This window comes from Pseudenterobacter timonensis (assembly GCF_900021175.1).
GTDB classification, from domain to species: domain Bacteria; phylum Pseudomonadota; class Gammaproteobacteria; order Enterobacterales; family Enterobacteriaceae; genus Enterobacter; species Enterobacter timonensis.
Window position 1 is genome coordinate 183,305 of the sequence record NZ_FCOP01000007.1, and the last position, 18,411, is coordinate 201,715.

Annotated in this window: 16 protein-coding genes and 1 pseudogene; 9 read left to right on the forward strand and 8 right to left on the reverse strand. The window is 57.1% G+C overall.

All coding sequences use genetic code 11. The annotated features are described in order from the left end of the window. Window positions 1-635: 635 nt before the first annotated feature. From BN3796_RS01895 to BN3796_RS01910, 4 genes are read left to right on the forward strand one after another with little or no spacing between them, the layout of a single operon-like run. Entirely contained in the window at window positions 636-1,217 is a 582-nt protein-coding gene (locus BN3796_RS01895; RefSeq protein ID WP_061706752.1) for a fimbrial protein, read from the forward strand. A gap of 31 nt (window positions 1,218-1,248) precedes the next feature. Then, window positions 1,249-1,920, forward strand: a complete 672-nt coding sequence (locus BN3796_RS01900) for a fimbrial biogenesis chaperone (protein WP_061706753.1) — start codon at window positions 1,249-1,251, stop codon at window positions 1,918-1,920. A 20-nt stretch (window positions 1,921-1,940) separates the two neighbouring features. Beyond that, window positions 1,941-4,418, forward strand: a complete 2,478-nt coding sequence (locus BN3796_RS01905) for a fimbria/pilus outer membrane usher protein (protein ID WP_238379211.1) — start codon at window positions 1,941-1,943, stop codon at window positions 4,416-4,418. Between the two features lie 9 nt (window positions 4,419-4,427). Next, a complete protein-coding gene (locus tag BN3796_RS01910; protein ID WP_061706754.1) occupies window positions 4,428-5,522 on the forward strand; it encodes a fimbrial protein in 1,095 nt (364 codons plus the stop codon). Between the two features lie 38 nt (window positions 5,523-5,560). Here BN3796_RS01910 and nudI read toward each other — a convergent pair whose 3' ends face one another. The 6 genes from nudI to BN3796_RS01940 form a co-directional block, all read right to left on the reverse strand. After that, on the reverse strand, window positions 5,561-5,986 hold the full coding sequence (nudI, locus tag BN3796_RS01915) for a nucleoside triphosphatase NudI (RefSeq protein ID WP_061706755.1): 426 nt from the start codon (window positions 5,984-5,986) through the stop codon (window positions 5,561-5,563). A gap of 1 nt (window position 5,987) precedes the next feature. After that, on the reverse strand, window positions 5,988-6,425 hold the full coding sequence (locus BN3796_RS01920) for a deoxynucleoside kinase (RefSeq protein WP_321572438.1): 438 nt from the start codon (window positions 6,423-6,425) through the stop codon (window positions 5,988-5,990). Between the two features lie 138 nt (window positions 6,426-6,563). Continuing rightward, window positions 6,564-6,926, reverse strand: a complete 363-nt coding sequence (locus BN3796_RS01925) for a YibL family ribosome-associated protein (RefSeq protein WP_061706757.1) — start codon at window positions 6,924-6,926, stop codon at window positions 6,564-6,566. A gap of 58 nt (window positions 6,927-6,984) precedes the next feature. Beyond that, window positions 6,985-7,575: a mannitol operon repressor MtlR gene (gene mtlR / locus BN3796_RS01930; protein WP_061706758.1), complete on the reverse strand. Its 591-nt coding sequence runs from the start codon at window positions 7,573-7,575 to the stop codon at window positions 6,985-6,987. Then, window positions 7,572-8,720 (reverse strand): mannitol-1-phosphate 5-dehydrogenase, encoded by a 1,149-nt coding sequence (mtlD, locus tag BN3796_RS01935; protein WP_061706759.1) that lies wholly within the window; start codon window positions 8,718-8,720, stop codon window positions 7,572-7,574. The genes mtlR and mtlD overlap by 4 nt, the downstream gene beginning before the upstream one ends. A 108-nt stretch (window positions 8,721-8,828) precedes the next feature. Beyond that, a complete protein-coding gene (locus BN3796_RS01940; protein WP_061706760.1) occupies window positions 8,829-10,733 on the reverse strand; it encodes a PTS mannitol transporter subunit IICBA in 1,905 nt (634 codons plus the stop codon). Between the two features lie 465 nt (window positions 10,734-11,198). Here BN3796_RS01940 and BN3796_RS01945 point away from each other — a divergent pair, with 465 nt between their 5' ends. The 3 genes from BN3796_RS01945 to selB all read left to right on the forward strand — a co-directional run bounded on the left by BN3796_RS01945 (window position 11,199) and on the right by selB (window position 15,151). After that, the gene (locus BN3796_RS01945) at window positions 11,199-11,807 is read left to right on the forward strand and encodes a glutathione S-transferase (RefSeq protein WP_061706761.1); all 609 of its coding nucleotides are present in this window, start codon (window positions 11,199-11,201) and stop codon (window positions 11,805-11,807) included. A 105-nt stretch (window positions 11,808-11,912) separates the two neighbouring features. Then, window positions 11,913-13,298 (forward strand): L-seryl-tRNA(Sec) selenium transferase, encoded by a 1,386-nt coding sequence (gene selA / locus BN3796_RS01950; RefSeq protein WP_061706762.1) that lies wholly within the window; start codon window positions 11,913-11,915, stop codon window positions 13,296-13,298. Then, window positions 13,295-15,151, forward strand: a complete 1,857-nt coding sequence (selB, locus tag BN3796_RS01955; RefSeq protein ID WP_061706763.1) for a selenocysteine-specific translation elongation factor — start codon at window positions 13,295-13,297, stop codon at window positions 15,149-15,151. The genes selA and selB overlap by 4 nt, the downstream gene beginning before the upstream one ends. Here selB and BN3796_RS01960 read toward each other — a convergent pair. Further along, window positions 15,148-16,044, reverse strand: a complete 897-nt coding sequence (locus tag BN3796_RS01960) for an ROK family protein (RefSeq protein WP_061706764.1) — start codon at window positions 16,042-16,044, stop codon at window positions 15,148-15,150. The genes selB and BN3796_RS01960 overlap by 4 nt on opposite strands. Window positions 16,045-16,155: 111 nt before the next feature. Between BN3796_RS01960 and BN3796_RS20925 the strand changes: the two are divergent. Together BN3796_RS20925 and BN3796_RS01965 are read left to right on the forward strand one after the other, a co-directional pair. Next, a pseudogene (locus tag BN3796_RS20925) lies at window positions 16,156-16,299 on the forward strand (IclR family transcriptional regulator domain-containing protein); the annotation flags it as partial. Window positions 16,300-16,420: 121 nt separating this feature from the next. Beyond that, on the forward strand, window positions 16,421-16,891 hold the full coding sequence (locus BN3796_RS01965) for a 4Fe-4S binding protein (RefSeq protein ID WP_061706765.1): 471 nt from the start codon (window positions 16,421-16,423) through the stop codon (window positions 16,889-16,891). 6 nt (window positions 16,892-16,897) lie between these two features. Here BN3796_RS01965 and avtA read toward each other — a convergent pair whose 3' ends face one another. Next, window positions 16,898-18,151, reverse strand: coding sequence for a valine--pyruvate transaminase (gene avtA, locus BN3796_RS01970; RefSeq protein WP_061706766.1), 1,254 nt, complete (start codon window positions 18,149-18,151; stop codon window positions 16,898-16,900). Window positions 18,152-18,411: the final 260 nt, after the last annotated feature.

Genomic DNA, 18,411 nt, shown 5'->3' on the forward strand with positions numbered 1-18,411 from the left:
GACTGTTTAGCATTAAATTTAGATTAAGTTAAATATTGCCCACGGCTTTTAACAGAATATCACAAACGATCAATTGCTGATCAATAAGTATTTCTTCTGCAATACTTATGTTTGGTAGCATAAAATTCAAGTCCAATCGTGATTAACAATGATTTATTCTTTTGCATTGAGAAAAAAAGTTGATCAAACATTGATCAGTTTGACTCCTTTTAGTTCAGGAAGGAAATTGCGAGCTGCGTCATTATCAGCTTTGTTAAGCAAAAAATGTTAATTTTGTATACTCGTTGTTAATTTCCCCGCCTGTTATGCCCCCTGGCAGACATAGATCTCAATTTTAAATTGATCTACCATTTATTTATTGACGGATTTGAGGGAGCCATAAATAAGTTGTAGAAGAATTTGTAGCAGTGAATTTTATCTGTCAAAGCTGCAACGCGTTATCTCTGTTTTTCTCTTGCTTAACTGCAAGGACCAGGGATTGCCATTATTGGGATGGAACCCATTTTTTATTTAATGAGGTTGCGTCTCCTGCCCTGAATATCTTCTTCTGGCTGTGTTTCGCTACTTTATGGTTATTTCTGTATGGCGTTACAGGATGCGTTTTCTGTTATATCTCGACAGAGGGAGAATTTTGAATGAAAGCAAATAAGCTGACCCAGGTATTATTTACAGCGGGCATACTGCTTGCAGCACCTTTGGCTGCGAATGCCGCAGGGTCGGGTGTTGATACGGCGCTGAATAACGATCAGGGCACTCAGGGTGCAGGTGGGGTGGTGAACTTTACCGGCAAAATTACCGAAATGTCCTGTGATGTTACTCCCGACTCGAAGAACAAACAGGTTGAACTGGGTGCCTGGGCAAAAAGCTATTTCAATGAACATGATGAGACAACCCGCCGCGAATTTAAGATTAACGTCGAGGAGTGTCCGGATTCTGTAACAAGCGTCGCCGTCCTGTTTGATGGCCCGAAGGATGCGAACAATAGCACGCTTTTCCAGGTGACGCCCGGCGCGGATTCAGCAACTGGCGTAGGCGTAAAGCTGATGCAAGAGGATGGTACCACCCAAATTAAACCCGGTACGGTTTCGAAGGCGGTAGAGCCAAAAGCCGATGGGACCGCCGAACTGGTGTTCTACGCGAATTACGCTACCGACGGGCAAGCTGTTGAAGCAGGCGCTGCGAACGCCGTCTCTAATTTCTTGATGGTTTATAACTGATTTTTTATCTGCCACCTTCAGGACTAATTCAATGAAACGCTTAACGAGTCTGATGCTCTCATTTTTGCTGATCGCCTCTCCTGCGGCGCTCGCCGGCGTAGTTATGGGCGGGACCCGCGTTGTTTATCCGCAGGAAAGTAAGGAGGTGGCTTTTTCGGTGACAAATAAGGAGAGTGATACTCCCTATCTTATTCAGTCATGGGTAGAAAACAGCGATCGGAATAATTCATCCGAACCGCCGTTTATTGCTACGCCGCCGCTGTTCAGACTCGACCCGGAACAGACTAACTCTCTGCGTATACAATATACCGGCGCGCCGCTGCCGGAAGATCGTGAATCCGTTTTCTGGCTGAACGTAAAGACCATTTCGCCGAAGCCAAAAGGGAGCAATAACCAATTACAGATAAATATTAAATCGAAATTCAAAATTTTCTTTCGCCCCGCAAATCTGACCAGCGGCGCGGAGACGGCCTGGAAGAAAATTACCTTTTCCCGCACCGCCACCGGCGTCACCATGATTAACCCCACGCCGTACTTTATCTCTTTAAGCAGTCTACGCGTGGCAGGAAAAGAGATCCCTGAGCCGGGGATGATTGGGCCAGGAGAACAACGCCAGCTGCCCGGCCCGACCACGGGGGAAGCGGTCTGGACGGCGATTAATGACTTTGGCGCCATTACGCCTCCCGCCTCGCAACACTTCTAACGCCTTTTGCCCGGGCTCGCATGATGGCTTTTCGATTCGCTCGCAAAGTCCCGCTCGGCATACTGCTGATCCTGTGCCATAGCCAGGCAGGGCTCACGGAAGATTATTTCGATCCCGCCGCGCTTGAACTCTCTTCATCGGAGCAGGAGCGGGCCGACCTGAGCTATTTTTCGCGTCAGGGGGGCCAGATGCCGGGCACCTGGCCGGTGATGGTGGCGCTAAACAATCACGATGCGCAGCGGGAAACCGTCACTTTCATTGTGGAAGAGGGCGAACTACAGCCGGTATTATCGGTCGATTTTCTGGCGAAGCTCGGGGTAAATGTCGGGGCTGTTCCGGCCTTTTCCCGGCTGCATGAAGGTGAAACCTTTACCCGGATCGGTGATTTTATCCCTGCCGCCAGCGCCAGATATGATTTCTCTCAGCAGCGCCTGTCGCTGAGTATTCCTCAGGCGGCGATGAAAACCCGCAGCCGCGGCTATGTGCCACCTTCGCAGTGGGATGACGGCATAACGGCAGGATTTGTCGACTATAGCCTGAACAGCGCTTCCAGCCACAGAACGGAGGGGAACTCCCGCTCCAGCTATCTTAACTTGCGCAGCGGGTTTAACCTGGGCGCGTGGCGGCTGCGTAACATCGCCTCCTGGAGTCACAGCGACAGCGGGGGCGATCGCTGGCAGTCGCAAAGCAGCTGGCTGTCCCGGGATCTGCGCGCGCTAAAGAGCCAGCTGCGCGTCGGCGACGCCTGGACATCCGGCGAGATCTTCGACAGCGTGTCGTTTCGCGGCCTGCAGGTAGCCTCTGACGATAATATGCTGCCCGACAGCGAGCGGGGCTATGCGCCTACGGTCCGCGGCGTGGCGCACAGCTTCGCGAACGTTTCCATCTCTCAGCATGGTTACGTGATTTACGAAACCTGGGTGGCCGCCGGGCCGTTTGTGATAAACGACCTCTTTCCCGGCGCCCAGAGCGGCGATCTGCTGGTGACCATCACCGAGAGCGACGGCTCCAGACGAACCTTTACCCAGCCCTGGTCCGCCACTCCCTTTATGCTGCGCCAGGGGCGGTTTAAATACAGCGTTAACGTCGGCCGTTTTCATAGCGGCGATCCTGATGAACGTCGTCCCGATTTTGTCGAATCGACCTTTTTTTACGGGCTGCCTGCCGCGACGACGCTCTACGGCGGGCTCCGCATGGCGGAAAACTATCAGGCGTTTGCGCTGGGGGTAGGACACGGATTCGGCGAGCTGGGATCGTTAAGTGTGGATAATATCGTCGCCAGAAGCGAGCTGCCCGATGGCGAGCGGGCGTCAGGGCAATCCTGGCGCATTCAGTATCAAAAAGATTTCATCTCCACCGGCACCGCCTTTAGTCTCGCGAGCTACCGCTACGCCACGGGGAATTTTTATGAGTTTAGCCAGCTTAACCAGTCGGACACTCATCAGCTCTGGCTCAATAACCGGCGCAGCCGCTCGCAGCTGACCGTCACGCAGTCCATGGGCAAGCTGGGCAGCCTTAGCCTCTCCGCCTGGCAGCAGGATTACTGGCATACCCACGGGCAGGACAAGACCATCCATCTTGGCTGGTACACCAGCTGGAACGGGGTGAATGCCGGGCTGAGCTATGACTATACCGACTCCGCACAGGAGAGAAATCCGGACCGGATCCTCTCCTTCAACATCAGCGTGCCGCTGAATAAATGGTTGCCGGGAAGCTCGGTCAACTACTTTACCAGCCATAACAGTCAGGGGGTGGCCACGCAGCAGGTTTCGCTCAGCGGCACGGCGCTGGAGAACCGCAACCTGAACTACAACCTGCAGCAGAGCTATGTCAGCGGCGGGCAGTCGCAGAGCACCAGCCTGGGCATGCAGTACAGCGGCGGCTACGGAAACGCCAGCGTGGGCTATGACCAGAGCGGCGACAGCCGCAACCTGAGTCTGGGACTCTCCGGCGGTATTGTGGCGACCCGGTATGGCGTAACCCTCAGCCAGCCGCTCAGCGATACCCTGGCCCTGATCCGCGCGCCGGGGGCGGAAAACGTGGCGCCGGAAGGGTATAGCACGATCCACACCGACAGCCGCGGCTACGCCGTTATCCCGTCTGTTTCGCCTTATCGCAAAAATACGCTCAACCTCAATACCGAAACCCTGGGCGAAAACGTGGATGTCGGGCAGAGCGGAAAGATTGTCATCCCCACCAGCGGCGCGGTGGTGCTGGCGGACTACCAGACTCACATCGGCTATCGCGTTCTTTTCTCGCTGCGCCACCGTGGCGTGCCGCTGCCCTTCGGCGCCGCGGTCGAGGTGCTGGATCAAGAGGGGAGTCAGGGGATGGTCGCCGACCGTGGCCTGGCTTACCTGAGCGGGGTACCGGAACAGGGCACGCTGCGGGTGCGCTGGAATAAAGAGGGGAAAGAGGTCGTCTGCCGCGCCCCCTTTACCCTCGCCGCCGTCCATAAAGCGCCCGGTATTGCCACGCTTTCACTTAACTGCCAATAGAGGTTTGTCATGCGCACGTTTTTGAAATTGGCCATCTATTTCGGCCTGCTGGCGTTATTTGGCGCCCTGAGCTTTCACGCTCACGCCGCCAGCTCTACCTGCCGCACCACCCGCGACCAGTGGGTCGTTCAGGTGCCTTTCACCATTGGCTACGCCCCCGGTGTGGCTGACTGGAGCCCGCTCTCTGCGCCGATCCCCTCTACCGGCGCCGAATTTTTTAGCTGTAGCGGCGGGCCGGATGGCTATCGTAGCCTGGGGTTTATCGGGGCGGACAGCGCTGTCGGTACGGTGACGGGCGAAGATGGATCAAAGCGCTACGTCTATAAAACGCAAATCGACGGAATTGGCTATGCGATAGGGATGCGTGAGCCGCAGTACTGCGCGGATGGGGGCGTGCGCTACATCGACGGCTCCGCCACCTTCAGCGGTAAAGATTCCCGCCGCATCTGCGACTCGGCGCAAAACAGCGCCGTGGCCAGCGCGCCCGGCTATACGCTGCAGTTTTACGTGGTGTTCTACAAAATACCCGCCACCAATCCGATGCAGGGGGATAACGCCAATACCCAGGAGCAGAACGCGGGTAGCCTGGTGCTACAGACCGGCGACAGCCAGAGCAGCGCCACCAGTGCGGTCAGCCCGGTACAACTACGTCTGGCGAGCTTCAGCGTGCGGCGCACCAGCTGCCTGGTGGGAACCCGCAGCATTAACGTCAATATGGGAACGGTAAACAAAAACGCGTTTAGCGGCGTCGGTTCGACCGCCGGTAACGCCCGGTTCGCGATCCCGGTGACCTGCGCACAAAACACCTCCGTGAAGATCGGCTTCTTTGGCGATACGGCGGGGACGGACAACCATGTGCTGGCGCTGACGCATCAGCCGGAGAGCGCCAGCGGCGTCGGTATCCAGCTTCGCTATGGCGACAATACCCATGCGGTGCAGGGGCAGGTAATAGAGTTTAATACGCAGCAGGTGCCGGAGCTGGGACAAAGCGAGGGCGGGCAGAGCCAGACCTACTCCTTCGAAGCGAGCTATATCCAGACGGAGGAAAAGATCGCGGCGGGGAAAGCGGATGCAATGGCGACCTTTAACCTCATTTATAACTAAGCGCTCCCTGCCTGTGGGCAGGGAGGCGGCTTACACCGTTAAAGGAATCCTTTTTGGGAAAAAGTGATGCGGGTAGCCTCGTTTAAGTCCATCTTTTTAAGCTTTTCAGGGGGTACCCAGATAATTTCCTGAAATTCTTCATTAAAGGTAATATTCCGGTTAGTACTCACGCAATCAAAGATAAGATAAATCATGTAAATTTCTTCGGTAGTTCCATCCTGATAGGTTTTAGTTCGGGTATCGTCACGAAATGCCCACGGTCGAATGTCAGTGATATTAAGCTCTTCACCTAACTCCTCCATGATTTCTCGTTTTAGCGCAGTTTCTATCGTCTCACCCGGCTCCATACCACCGCCAGGCAAAGCCCACTGCCCAGGAAAAACACCACGGTCCGATGCCATTTTACAAAGTAGAAACTCACCATTATTTTGGATAACAGGGCAAACAATTATTCTCTGGCGCATTTTATCTCCTTATAAAGATAGCTTTCTGAATTATCATATCAGAAAAGGTCTCGATATCATCAGGATGATTACAAACCAGCACTCGCTGGCGAAGATGTTCTGGAAGGTTATCTCTATAATTCTTGTATTCTGCATGCCAGCCTGTTATCCATTTATATTTCATCTCTTCATTTGGAAATTCTTCTGGCCGTATCCCGTGCATTTCATCATTTTTAAGATGCGCAAGCGAATGTTCAACGGGATAATCAATGAAAGCAATAATGTCGGGCTCTTCTAATAAGTTACTAATTTCTTTCCAGAGAAGAATGTAAGAGTCATACTGAGTCTTGTTAATGTACCCAGCCTTGAACATGAAATTTATGAAGATATAATCTTCAAGGTGAGAGCGCTCCATTATTAAATTACAACCCTTGTGAACCAGGGTTGTGATGCCTGGAATAACTGCACTTTTTTATGGAAAGACATGGATATTAGGCATCATCTCTAATTGAGGGCGGAAGGGAATTTGTAGAGTATGAAAACCCAATGCATTCTTTATATGAATGCATTGGGGCGTTAAAGATATACTTTGAACTTCTTAGAACGCCGTCTTACTAAAACCTGTCATCTCTTTCAGATCCATCTCGCGACCCAGCGCGGTCATCGGGTGGACGACCACCAGGCCGCGCACGCTTTTCTTCAGCTTGCCCATATCCGCCTGCTCTTTTTTGGTTATGGCGCGGCGAAACGGCATTTTCATCAGCTTCTGCGCCTCTTTGCTCAGCTTCTGGCTGTGCACTTCGCGCAACCGCTCGATTTCCGCTTCCAGCTTCGCTTTCTCTTTTTCCAGCTCGGCATACTTCTCGGCGGCGTCGACCAGGGAGAGATCGGCTTGCTGATGACGAATCGCATCCAGACGGTCGCTGAGGCGTTTAATTTCGTTCTTTTCGACTTCTTTCATAACAGATAACTCTAAAACAGGGGGAAATTAGGGAAAGGATACACCAATGCGCGCGGGGTTACTTCTGAAACGCTTTTTTTAAGCTGATCCGGGAAATCAGCTCAGTCAGGGAGAGGACCATGGTTGAGCGAACGGCCTGCTGATAGCGAAGCTTCTGCATCGCATAAAGTTCAGGATCGCTGGTGTCAAAGGTCGGCGGTGGCGGCAGGGCGTTTACGCAGTGCAGCTCGCCAAAAGGGCCCAGGATCTCATCATCGGTGAAGGTATAGTCGTCACCGTCGTGATTAAGCTCCTCCCGGAGGGCCATCAGCAGCTCCGCATCCTCATACTCAGGCCGGTTCAGCACGCCGAGCCCGTAAATGAGCTTCAGGCGCACCGAGAGATCGCCCAGCGGTCCGTCACCGTCCAGCAACGGCTCAACCGCATATTTCACCGCGTAGTCGTCTTTGCGAAACACCTGAAGCACCAGAATATTGACCGCCTCGGTCAGCAACTCGACGGCGGCAATAAGAAAGCTTCTTACGGTTTTGCCAGCATTCAGACGCTCAAGCACACGATTTTCAAAGGCCTGGGTTTGTTCCATTATTGCCTGCATATCTGACAATCTGTTGTTCGGGCGCAGGATAACCTGCGCCATATCCTGCATCATTTGGCCGCGAGGTATGCGTTGACCGCCTCCGCCACCACGTCGCTGTTCATATCAAGACCGGAAACCTGCGCCAGCGCGGCCTGCGGGCCTTTCTCGTTAATCAGCTGCGCCAGCTCCTGCGCCTGCGAATCCTGCTCGCTGCGATAGTGCATAGCGGCGGCGATCCCTTTCACCAGGTTAGCGTGCGGCAGGCCATACTCCAGCGTGCCAAGCAGCGGCTTGATCAGGCGATCGCCCGCGCTCAGCTTACGCAGCGGCTGACGGCCCACGCGCTCAACGTCATCTTTCAGATACGGGTTTTCAAAACGTCCGAGGATTTTCTGAATATATGCCGCATGTTTATCGGCATCAAAACCGTAGCGTTTGATCAGCACCGCGCCGCTCTCTTCCATCGCCCCTTTTACCACGGCGCGAATGGATTCATCGAGAATCGCATCACGGATTGTCTGATGACCAGCCTGCTGTCCGAGGTAGGCGGTTATAGCATGACCGGTGTTCAGCGTGAAGAGTTTACGTTCAACAAACGCCATCAGGTTATCGGTCAGCTCCATGCCGGGAATGGTCGGCAGCGCGCCTTTAAACTGGGTTTTATCGACGATCCACTCGCTGAAGGTCTCCACGGTTACCTCCAGCGGATCGCTGGCGGCGGACTCAGACGGCGGCACGATGCGGTCCACGGCGGAGTCGACAAACCCGACATGTTCTTCCACCCAGGCTTTATCCGCATCCGCCACGGCGGCCAGCACGTGGCCTTTCAGCTGGGTGGTGCCGCGCACCATATTCTCGCAGGCGATGATGTTCAGCGGCGTCTCCACGCCCTGCGCTTTACGCTTCGCCAGCCCTTTGGCGATGGCCGGGGCGATACGCTCCAGCACTACCGGGCCGACGGCGGTGGTAATCAGGTCAACCTGGGCGATGAGGTCGATGACCTCGTCACCAATGCTGCTGACGGCGTTAACCCCGGAGACGGTATCCACCTGCTCTTTTTCGCCCACTACGTGAACCTGATAGCTATGACGGGCATTCAGGGCGTCAAGCACCACCTGATTCACATCGGCGAATGTCAGCGTGATCCCCGCGTCTGCCAGCAGTTTGCCGATAAAGCCACGACCGATATTACCTGCGCCAAAATGTAATGCTTTCATAGATTCAACCTTTATCAATGTTTTTACCCGAGAGGGCTGGGGTGAGGAACCGCGTGAATTTCCCCTCACCCTAGCCCTCTCCCCGGTGGGGAGAGGGAGGAAAAGCCGTTACTTGTTCAGCAGCGCCAGTACTTCTTCAACGCTGTTGGTATTGGCCAGACGTTCGATTACCGTCTCATCATCCAGCGCGTTGGTCAGGCTGGTGATCACCTGGATGTGCTCGTTGTTACGGGCAGCGATGCCGATAACCAGACGGGCGATATCATCCTCTTCTTCGCCGAAGCGCACGCCGTCAGGATACTGGCAGAAGACCACGCCCGTTTTCAGCACCCGGTCTTTCGCTTCCACCGTGCCGTGCGGCACCGCGATCGATTCGCCCAGGTAGGTCGGCGTCAGTTTTTCGCGCTCCAGCATGGCGTCAACATATTCTGGCTGAACGTAACCGCCCGCCACCAGCTGCTCCCCGGCGAAACGGATCGCCTCTTCTTTGGTGGTTGCGGTACGGCCCAGGAAGATATTCTCCGCGCCCAGCTTAAAGAGGTGGCTGTTGCTCTCGTCAAAGCTGTCCTGCAGGCTGGTGCGTACCTTCACTTCGTTCTCGTTATGACGCTGCGCCGCCACCAGACGTTCCGTCAGGCTGGTATAGAGGCCGCTGTCAAGGAAGTTGGTCAGCGAAATATGCTGCGCCTGCGGAACCTGGCGCATGGCGCGTTCGGTCAGATCGCGGTGGGTGATCACAAGGTCCACATCCGGCGGCAGGCTGTTGATAGCGCTGTTGGTCACGGAGATGTGGGAGAGACCCGCATCCTGCACCTTTTTACGCAGCACCCCTGCGCCCATGGCGCTGGAACCCATACCGGCGTCGCAGGCAACGATGATTTTACGCACGTGGCTCAGGTCGTTAGAGACATCGCCTGCTGCCAGTGGAGAGCCTTTAGACTCCGCCTTCATGTCCTGCATACGGCGGGTAGCCGCTTCGATATCGTCATCTTCTTTTACTTTGCTGGTTTTCAGCAGGATAGCGGAGACCACGAAGGAGACGACAAGCGCTGCCAGAATCGCCGCGATGTTAGCAAAGTAGGCGCCTTTCGGGGTCATCGCCAGCACCGCCAGGATAGAGCCCGGAGAAGCCGGAGAGACCAGGCCGCCGTTCAGCACGTTCAGGGTAAAGACGCCGGTCATACCGCCGAGGATAACCGCCAGAATCAGGCGCGGGTTCATCAGCACGTACGGGAAATAGATTTCGTGGATACCGCCGAGGAAGTGGATAATTGCCGCACCGCCCGCAGACTGCTTCGCGCTGCCGCGACCGAAGAACATATACGCCAGCAGCACGCCCATACCCGGACCCGGGTTCGCTTCAATCAGGAAGAAGATAGACTTGCCGAGATCGTGGGACTGCTGAATACCCAGCGGCGAGAAGATGCCGTGGTTAATGGCGTTGTTAAGGAACAGGATTTTCGCCGGTTCAACAAAGATAGAGGCCAGCGGCAGCATCTCATGCGCCACCATAAAGTTCACGCCAGCCGCCAGCAGTTTGGAGAGCACTTCCACCGCCGGGCCAATGCCAAGGAAGGCCAGAATCGCGAGGATCATCCCGATGATGCCCGCGGAGAAGTTGTTTACCAGCATTTCGAAGCCGGATTTGATTTTGCCATCCACCCAGACGTCGAATCGCTTGATCGCCCAGCCGCCCAGCGGACCGGCAATCATCGCGCCGAGGAACATCGGCATATCCGCACCGACGATAACACCCATGGTAGTAATCGCGCCCACCACGCCGCCGCGATCCCCGCCCACCAGACGGCCACCGGTATAACCGATAAGCAGCGGCAGCAGGTAAGTAATCATCGGGCCAACAAGCTTCGCCAGCGTTTCGTTCGGCAACCACCCTGTCGGAATAAATAAGGCGGTGATAATCCCCCACGCGATAAACGCGCCGATATTGGGCATCACCATATTGCTGAGGAATCGACCAAAGCTTTGCACTTTGATCTTGATATCGGATGACATAAAACACCCCTTCTTTTTGTTTACGCTTAGGCTTGTGGCCCGAGGTTTTTTGTTAATGTACGGCGATAGAGGTAGCCGGGCCCTGTTCAGATGTTGTGAAATTTGGCACTGAATCGTTCAACTGTCCAGACAGCGAAAAATTGTGTGATCTAAGTCACTTAAAGGCAGGGGGTGGGCGGTTTATTGTCGTGATTTCGATCACATAATTAACCCTCTCTTTCATCGTGATGGCGATAAAATAATCAGAAACAGGGTGTTTATGTGATAAATATCACATTTTTTCTTTGCGTTTTTGTTGAGTATTCGTGATCTGTTTCACAATAAATTTCGATGCGGATTTCTCCAGATGTGATCTTCCGCACCTTCTGGTTCTGCCTTTTTTAACCCCGTTATGTTTATATGCTGGCTCATTTTTTTACCGCGCTGAGCCATACTTCTCTTTTACGGGGCATTCAGGAGCAGGCTATGAAACTTATCGGCAGTTATACCAGTCCATTTGTGCGTAAAATTTCCATTCTCCTGCTGGAGAAGGGGATCACCTTTGAGTTCGTTAACGACCAGCCCTACAGCGCAGAGAGCAGCGCGGCGCAGTACAATCCGCTCGGGAAAGTGCCGGCGCTGGTCACTGACGATGGCGACTGCTGGTTCGACTCTCCCATTCTTGCCGAATATATCGAACAGCTCGGGATTGCCCCCGCCATGATCCCGCGCGAGCCTGAAGCGGCGCTGGCGGTCAAACAGATCGAAGCGCTGGCGGACGGGATTATGGACGCGGCGCTCACCTCGGTACGCGAGCAGGCGCGCCCGGCGGCGCAACAGTCTGAAAGCGAACTGCTGCGCCAGCGGGAGAAAATCAACCGTAGTCTGGACTACTGTGAGGCGCTGATTCGCGACGGTAAAATCGCACCCGATGCGTTTGACCTCGGCACAATCGCCATCGCCTGCGCGATTGGCTACCTTAATTTTCGCCGCGTGGCGCCGGGCTGGTGCGTGGAGCGGCCGCTGCTGGTCAAACTGGCCGAAGCGCACTTTTCGCGCGAAAGCTTTGCCCGCACCGAACCGCCAAAGGCTTGATGCGGGTTATAACACTTCCCCTGTCGGACGCTGTACAATCCCACCTCACATTGACTCCCTCTCCCGGCGGGAGGGGGGAAAATACCCAACCGGCAGGCCTTTTTCATGACGACTCTTCGTTCTCTATATAGCCACATTCCCGCGACCGACCGTCTGCTTCGCGATCCGCTCTTTACCCACGTGTTGAGCCAGTTCGGCCATACCCGTACGGTGGAGATGCTGCGTTTGATGCAGGATGAGGCGCGCCAGCATATCCAGGCGCACGACGCGCTGCCGCCATGGTGCGCTGACTGGGCAAACGAAGCGACGAGCCGGCTTTGCCAGCAGACGCAGAGCGCCCTGCGCCCGGTTTTTAACCTGACCGGGACGGTGCTGCACACCAATCTGGGGCGCGCGCAGCAGGCGGAAGAGGCGATAGAGGCGGTAGCGCAGGCGATGCGCTCTCCCGTCACCCTGGAGTATGACCTGGACGGCGCGGGGCGCGGCCATCGCGATCGCGCCCTGGCGACTATTCTCTGTCAGATTACCGGCGCGGAAGATGCCTGCATCGTCAATAACAACGCGGCGGCGGTACTGCTGATGCTGGCGGCGACGGCGGCGGGACGGGAAGTGGTGGTCTCTCGCGGGGAGCTGGTAGAGATTGGCGGCGCGTTTCGTATTCCCGACGTGATGCGCCAGGCAGGCTGTACGCTCCATGAGGTGGGCACCACCAACCGTACCCACGCCAGAGATTATCGCGCGGCGGTGAATGAACAGACTGCCCTGTTGATGAAGGTGCACACCAGCAACTACCACATCGAGGGCTTCACCAAAGCGGTGGAGGAGGCGGAGCTGGCCGAGATGGGTCGTGAACTGGACGTGCCGGTGGTGGCCGATCTGGGCAGCGGTTCGCTGGTGGATCTCAGTCAGTATGGCCTGCCGAAAGAGCCGATGGTGCAGGAGATGATCGCCGCGGGCGTCAGCCTGGTCAGCTTTTCCGGCGACAAGCTGCTGGGCGGCCCGCAGGCGGGGATCATTGTCGGCAAACGGGCGCTGATCGCAAAACTGCAGCAGCATCCGCTGAAACGCGCGCTACGTGCCGATAAAATGACGCTGGCGGCGCTGGAGGCGACGCTTCGGCTCTATCTGCACCCGGAAAAACTGGCGGAACGGCTGCCGACGCTGCGCCTGCTGACGCGGGACGCCGCCTCTGTCCAGGCCCAGGGCGAAAGACTGCTGACACAGATAGCGCCCCACTATCCTGAATTTGAACTGCGCGTGGAGCCATGCCAGTCGCAAATCGGCAGCGGTTCGCTGCCGGTGGACAGGCTGCCCGGCGCAGCGCTGACCTTTACCCCGCGCGACGGACGCGGCAGCCGACTGGAGGCGCTCTCGACACGCTGGCGCGCGCTCCCGGTGCCGGTTATCGGGCGGAGCTATGACGGGCGCCTCTGGCTGGATCTGCGCTGCCTCGAAGATGAAAAGCGGTTTCTGGAGATGTTGCTGAAATGATTATTGCTACCGCCGGTCATGTCGACCATGGCAAAACGACGCTGCTGCAGGCGATCACCGGCGTCAATGCCGACCGCCTGCCGGAAGAAAAACAGCGCGGCATGACGATCGACCTCGGCTACGCCTACTGGCCGCAGCCCGATGGCCGCGTGCTGGGCTTTATCGACGTGCCCGGGCACGAAAAATTTCTCTCCAACATGCTGGCGGGGATGGGCGGTCTCGATCACGCCCTGCTGGTGGTGGCGTGCGACGATGGTGTGATGGCGCAGACCCGCGAGCACCTGGCGATCCTGCAACTCACCGGCAACCCGCAGCTCACCGTGGCGCTGACCAAGGCGGATCGCGTGGACGAGAGCCGCGTTGACGCGGTTCGCGAAGAGGTGCAGGCGGTACTGCGCGATTACGGTTTCTCTACAGCATCAATTTTTGTCACGGTGGCGACAGAAGGGCACGGGATCGACGATTTACGCCACCACTTACAGCAGCTCACCACGCGTAAACGTCCGGCGGAGAGTCGTTTTCGTCTGGCCATCGACCGCGCCTTTACCGTCAAGGGGGCGGGGCTGGTGGTGACCGGTACGGCGCTGAGTGGCGACGTGAAAGTAGGGGATAGCCTCTGGCTGACCGGGGCGAACAGGCCGATGCGCGTGCGCGGCCTGCATGCTCAAAACCAGCCGACAGAAGCGGCCCACGCCGGGGAGCGTATCGCTCTGAATATCGTCGGGGATGCCGGGAAAGAGCAGATTAGCCGCGGCGACTGGCTGCTGGCAGAGGCGCCGCCGGCCCCTTTCCAGCGGGTGATTGTCGCCCTTCACACCCATACGGCGCTGGCCCAGTGGCAGCCGCTGCATATTCATCATGCCGCCAGCCACGTTACCGGGCGCGTCTCGTTGCTGGAGAACGATCTCGCCGAACTGGTGCTGGATACCCCGCTGTGGCTGGCCGATAACGATCGGCTGGTTCTGCGCGATATCTCCGCCCGCGTAACGCTCGCCGGGGCGCGGGTGGTGACGCTTAATCCGCCGCGTCGCGGCAAACGTAAGCCGGAGTATCTCCAGTGGCTGACCGCGCTGGCGCGCGCGCAGGAGGATCGCACCGCGCTCGATCTGCATCTGGATCGTGGGGCGGTTAATCTTCGCGACTTTGGCTGGGCGCGCCAGCTTAGCCCTCAGGGGCTGCGTCAGCTCGCTTCCCAGCCCGGTTTTATCCAGGCGGGCGAGAATGTGCTGAACGCGCCCGTGGCCGCCCGCTGGCAGCGTAAGGTGCTCGATACGCTGGCGACCTATCACCAGCAGCATCAGGACGAGCCGGGGCCGGGACGGGAAAGACTGCGGCGCATGGCGCTGCCGATGCAGGATGAGGCGCTGGTGCTGCTTCTGATGGAGCGGATGCGCGAAAGCGGCGAGATTCACAGCCACCACGGCTGGCTACATCTGCCGGACCATAAGGCGGGCTTTACCGCTGACCAGGAGGCGATCTGGCAGAAAGCGGCGGCGCTCTTTAGCGACGATCCCTGGTGGGTGCGCGATCTGGCGCGGGAAACCGGCACCGAGGAACAGGTGATGCGGCAGGTGCTGCGTCATGCGGCACAGCAGGGGCTGATTACCGCGATCGTAAAAGATCGCTACTACCGTAACGATCGCATTGTCACCTTCGCCAGCCTGATCCGCGAGCTGGATGATGAGCGCGGATCAACCTGCGCCGCCGATTTCCGCGACCGGCTAAACGTGGGGCGCAAGCTGGCTATCCAGATCCTGGAGTATTTTAACCGCATCGGCTTTACCCGCCGTCGCGGCAACGATCATCTCCTGCGCGACGCGCAGCTCTTTCCGCAAGATAGGCGAGAGAGTTAACAGGGGGCGCGGTGGCCATGCTTAAGCGCTTGCTTCGCCAGCCATACCGCGCCGAGCCTGCCCGCCTGGTTGCCCAGCTTGCAGGGTAAAATAGGCACCTTCAGCGCTTCCCACTCCTCGAAGCGTTGCAGATATTTATCCATCAGCGTGTAAATCTTCTTTTGCTCGCTGATACCGCCGCCGATCAGCACCGCCTGCGGATCGAACATCGATATCACGCTGTAAACGCCACGCGAAAGCATGTGCGCCCACTTTTCGATAGCTTCGCGAAGGTGCACATCGCTCTCCATTCGTTCGAACAAGGCCTCTCCGTCGGGCATCTCCTCTTCCGGCAGCGCCAGTGCCCGGCGGCACGCCTTCATTAGCGCGCTGGTCGAGGCCACCTCGTGCATACCTTCACCTTCAGGGCCGACAGGGATGACGCCAAACTCACCCGCCCGGTAGTGTGAGCCGCGATAGAGATCGCCTTCCACGACGATCCCGCCGCCGATGGCGGTACCGATGGTGATGCAGACAAAGCTGTCGTAGTCCTGCCCGGCGCCTCGCCAGCGCTCACCCAGCGCAGCGCAGTTGGCGTCGTTTTCCGCAGTGACAGGCAGGTCGGTAAGCTCCCCGAAAAGATCGTGAAGGTTCACGTTATCAAGGTATGCCAGCGACCCCGCTTTCGCTGCCTGGCCGGTGTGAGGATTAATATGGCCCGGAAAACTCACCCCAATGGCGGCGATATCATGCTTCTGCTGATGCTCCTTCACCACCGCCTGCCATTGCTGCTTGAAGCTCTGTTCATCTTCAGGCGTGTCGTACTCCCCCGATGCCAGCTCATTGCCGTTCTCGTCAATGACCCCGTGTTTAATATGCGTTCCGCCGACATCAAATCCGATAAAAAGCTGCATTGCGCTACTCCTCGACATACCATTTGTCTGAGTATGGCTCAGCGGCGGAAAGGAAACGTAAAGTATGGTAATCCGTTACGCCTGTCGCTTTTACTGCCCGTAATAGGCCCCGGACGCGTGCCTTACGCCATCTCAATATCGCTCTCCACCTCGCGGATGAAGCAGGTCGGTGAGAAGAATCTGCTGAAGCCATTGCGCGAGACCGCAGAGGCGATCTCCCGCGAGCTGGGCTTTAACGTGCGCGAGCAGGCGTAGGGCAAACAGCCATAACGCATGGCAGATCCCACAAATCTGGCCGCAATTCTGTGTTGGATCAAAGCGCTTTTCCGTCGCTCTCTGGCAAGCTGGCCTTTTCCGCGTCTGCCTGGGGGGCAGGATGAAGCGTTTTATCATGGCCGATGCGGCGAAGTGCATCGGGTGTCGCACCTGTGAGGTGGCCTGCGTGGTCTCTCATCAGGAGAATCAGGACTGCACGGCGCTCTCCGGCGCGGCGTTCGCCGCGCGCGTGCGGGTGGTGAAGGGGGATACCTTTTCAACGGCGGTCGCCTGCCACCAGTGCGAAGATGCGCCGTGCGCTAACGTCTGCCCGACCCAGGCCATTCGCGAGCAGACGGGCGTCTGGTGGGTGGAGCAGTCCCGCTGCATCGGCTGTAAAAGCTGTATGGTGTCCTGCCCGTTTGGCGCGATAGAGGTGATACGTGTGGAGGGACAGGCTCAGGCCCTGAAGTGCGATCTCTGTCGCCATCGCGAGGAAGGGCCCGCCTGCGTGCAGGCTTGCCCGACCGGGGCGTTACGCTGCGTTGAACCGGCCAGCCTGCGCGCCGAACGGCTGCGCTGGCTGGCCTGAGCGAACTTAACTTTCCTCGCTCCAGGCGCGTTCGATCTCTTCGGCGAGGATCTTCACTCCCGCCTCGATTTTCTCTGGCTCCGGCACGTAGTTCATCCGCATGCACTGGTGGGTGTGGGGCCAGGGTTTATCCAGTCCCGGGAAGAAATAATCGCCCGGCACCATCAGCACGCCGCGTTTTTTCAGGCGCTGATAAAGCAGCTCGGTGGAGACAGGTAAATCCTTAAACCACAGCCAGAGGAAAATAGCCCCTTCCGGCTTATGGATCAGGCAACGCTCTGCCGGCAGGTAGCGGCGAAGGATGGCGATCGTCTCCTGGACGCGCTGGTAGTAGAACGGCTTGATCACCTCATTTGACAGGCGCAGCAGGTCGTTGCGCTTGATCATCTCGCACATCATCGCCGGTCCCATGCCGCCGGGTGAAAGGCTGATAATGCCGTTCATATTGGTGATGGCGCTGATGATCTTTTCACTGGCGATAATAATGCCGCAGCGGCTCCCTGGCAGGCCGAGCTTGGAGAGGCTCATGCACAGCACAATGTTGGGGTTCCACAGGGGACGCGCCTCGCTGAAGATAATGCCCGGGAACGGCACGCCGTAGGCGTTATCAATCACCAGCGGGATATTGTGCTGGTGGGCGAGAGCGTCCAGCTTGATCAGCTCTTCGTCGGTGATGACGTTGCCGGTCGGGTTGGTGGGACGCGAGACGCAGATCATCCCGGTCTCTTCGCCGATATGCAGGTGCTCGAAATCCACATGATATTTAAACTGACCTTCCGGCAGCAGCTCGATATTCGGGCGCGCGGAGACGAACATCTCCTCTTCCAGCCCCGCGTCGGCATAGCCGATATACTCCGGCGCCAGCGGGAAGAGAACTTTTTTGCTGGAACCGTCGGCGCGGCGGCCGGCGAAGAGATTGAACAAGTAGAAAAAGGCGCTCTGGCTGCCGTTTGTTAGTGCAATATTCTGCGGTTCAATATCCCAGCCCAGTTCGTTACGTAACATGTCGGCGAGCAGAGAAAGTAGCTCGGTTTTACCCTGCGGACCATCGTAATTACAGAGCGCCTCCGCCGCTTTGCCGCTTTGCAGCATATCGGCCAGCAGGGCGTTAAAGTAATCGTTCATGGCCGGGATTTGCGCCGGGTTACCGCCGCCAAGCATGATGGCGCCCGGGGTACGCAGCCCGTCGTTGAGATCCTCCATCAGGCGGGTGATGCCTGAATGGCGGGTGAATTTGTCGCCGAAAAGTGAAAAGGTCATAGCAGGTGTTCTGTCGAGCTTATGGTTAAAGGGGATAACCATAACCCTGGCTTCGTGCAGGTGCAAATCAGGGAGTGTGGTCGGGTTTGTTTCTTTGTATTGTGGGGAAGGGAATATGCAGAGGATTATGCTGGTGGTGTTGCCCCTCACCCCAGCCCTCTCCCGGAGGGGAGAGGGAGTTGTCCGGCGTGGTGTTGCCCCTCACCCCAACCCTCTCCCCGGAGGGGAGAGGGAGTTGTCCGGCGTGGGGTTCGCTTCTC

Coding starts and splice junctions, on each gene's coding strand:
- BN3796_RS01960 (WP_061706764.1), bottom strand. CDS start 16,044: ATGCAGCTTTTTATCGGATTTGATGTCGGCGGAACGCATATTAAACAC.
- BN3796_RS01895 (WP_061706752.1), top strand. CDS start 636: ATGAAAGCAAATAAGCTGACCCAGGTATTATTTACAGCGGGCATACTG.
- nudI (WP_061706755.1), bottom strand. CDS start 5,986: ATGCGCCAGAGAATAATTGTTTGCCCTGTTATCCAAAATAATGGTGAG.
- BN3796_RS01925 (WP_061706757.1), bottom strand. CDS start 6,926: ATGAAAGAAGTCGAAAAGAACGAAATTAAACGCCTCAGCGACCGTCTG.
- BN3796_RS01945 (WP_061706761.1), top strand. CDS start 11,199: ATGAAACTTATCGGCAGTTATACCAGTCCATTTGTGCGTAAAATTTCC.
- avtA (WP_061706766.1), bottom strand. CDS start 18,151: ATGACCTTTTCACTTTTCGGCGACAAATTCACCCGCCATTCAGGCATC.
- BN3796_RS01965 (WP_061706765.1), top strand. CDS start 16,421: ATGAAGCGTTTTATCATGGCCGATGCGGCGAAGTGCATCGGGTGTCGC.
- mtlR (WP_061706758.1), bottom strand. CDS start 7,575: ATGATGCAGGATATGGCGCAGGTTATCCTGCGCCCGAACAACAGATTG.
- selA (WP_061706762.1), top strand. CDS start 11,913: ATGACGACTCTTCGTTCTCTATATAGCCACATTCCCGCGACCGACCGT.
- BN3796_RS01910 (WP_061706754.1), top strand. CDS start 4,428: ATGCGCACGTTTTTGAAATTGGCCATCTATTTCGGCCTGCTGGCGTTA.
- BN3796_RS01900 (WP_061706753.1), top strand. CDS start 1,249: ATGAAACGCTTAACGAGTCTGATGCTCTCATTTTTGCTGATCGCCTCT.
- BN3796_RS01940 (WP_061706760.1), bottom strand. CDS start 10,733: ATGTCATCCGATATCAAGATCAAAGTGCAAAGCTTTGGTCGATTCCTC.
- mtlD (WP_061706759.1), bottom strand. CDS start 8,720: ATGAAAGCATTACATTTTGGCGCAGGTAATATCGGTCGTGGCTTTATC.
- BN3796_RS01905 (WP_238379211.1), top strand. CDS start 1,941: ATGATGGCTTTTCGATTCGCTCGCAAAGTCCCGCTCGGCATACTGCTG.
- selB (WP_061706763.1), top strand. CDS start 13,295: ATGATTATTGCTACCGCCGGTCATGTCGACCATGGCAAAACGACGCTG.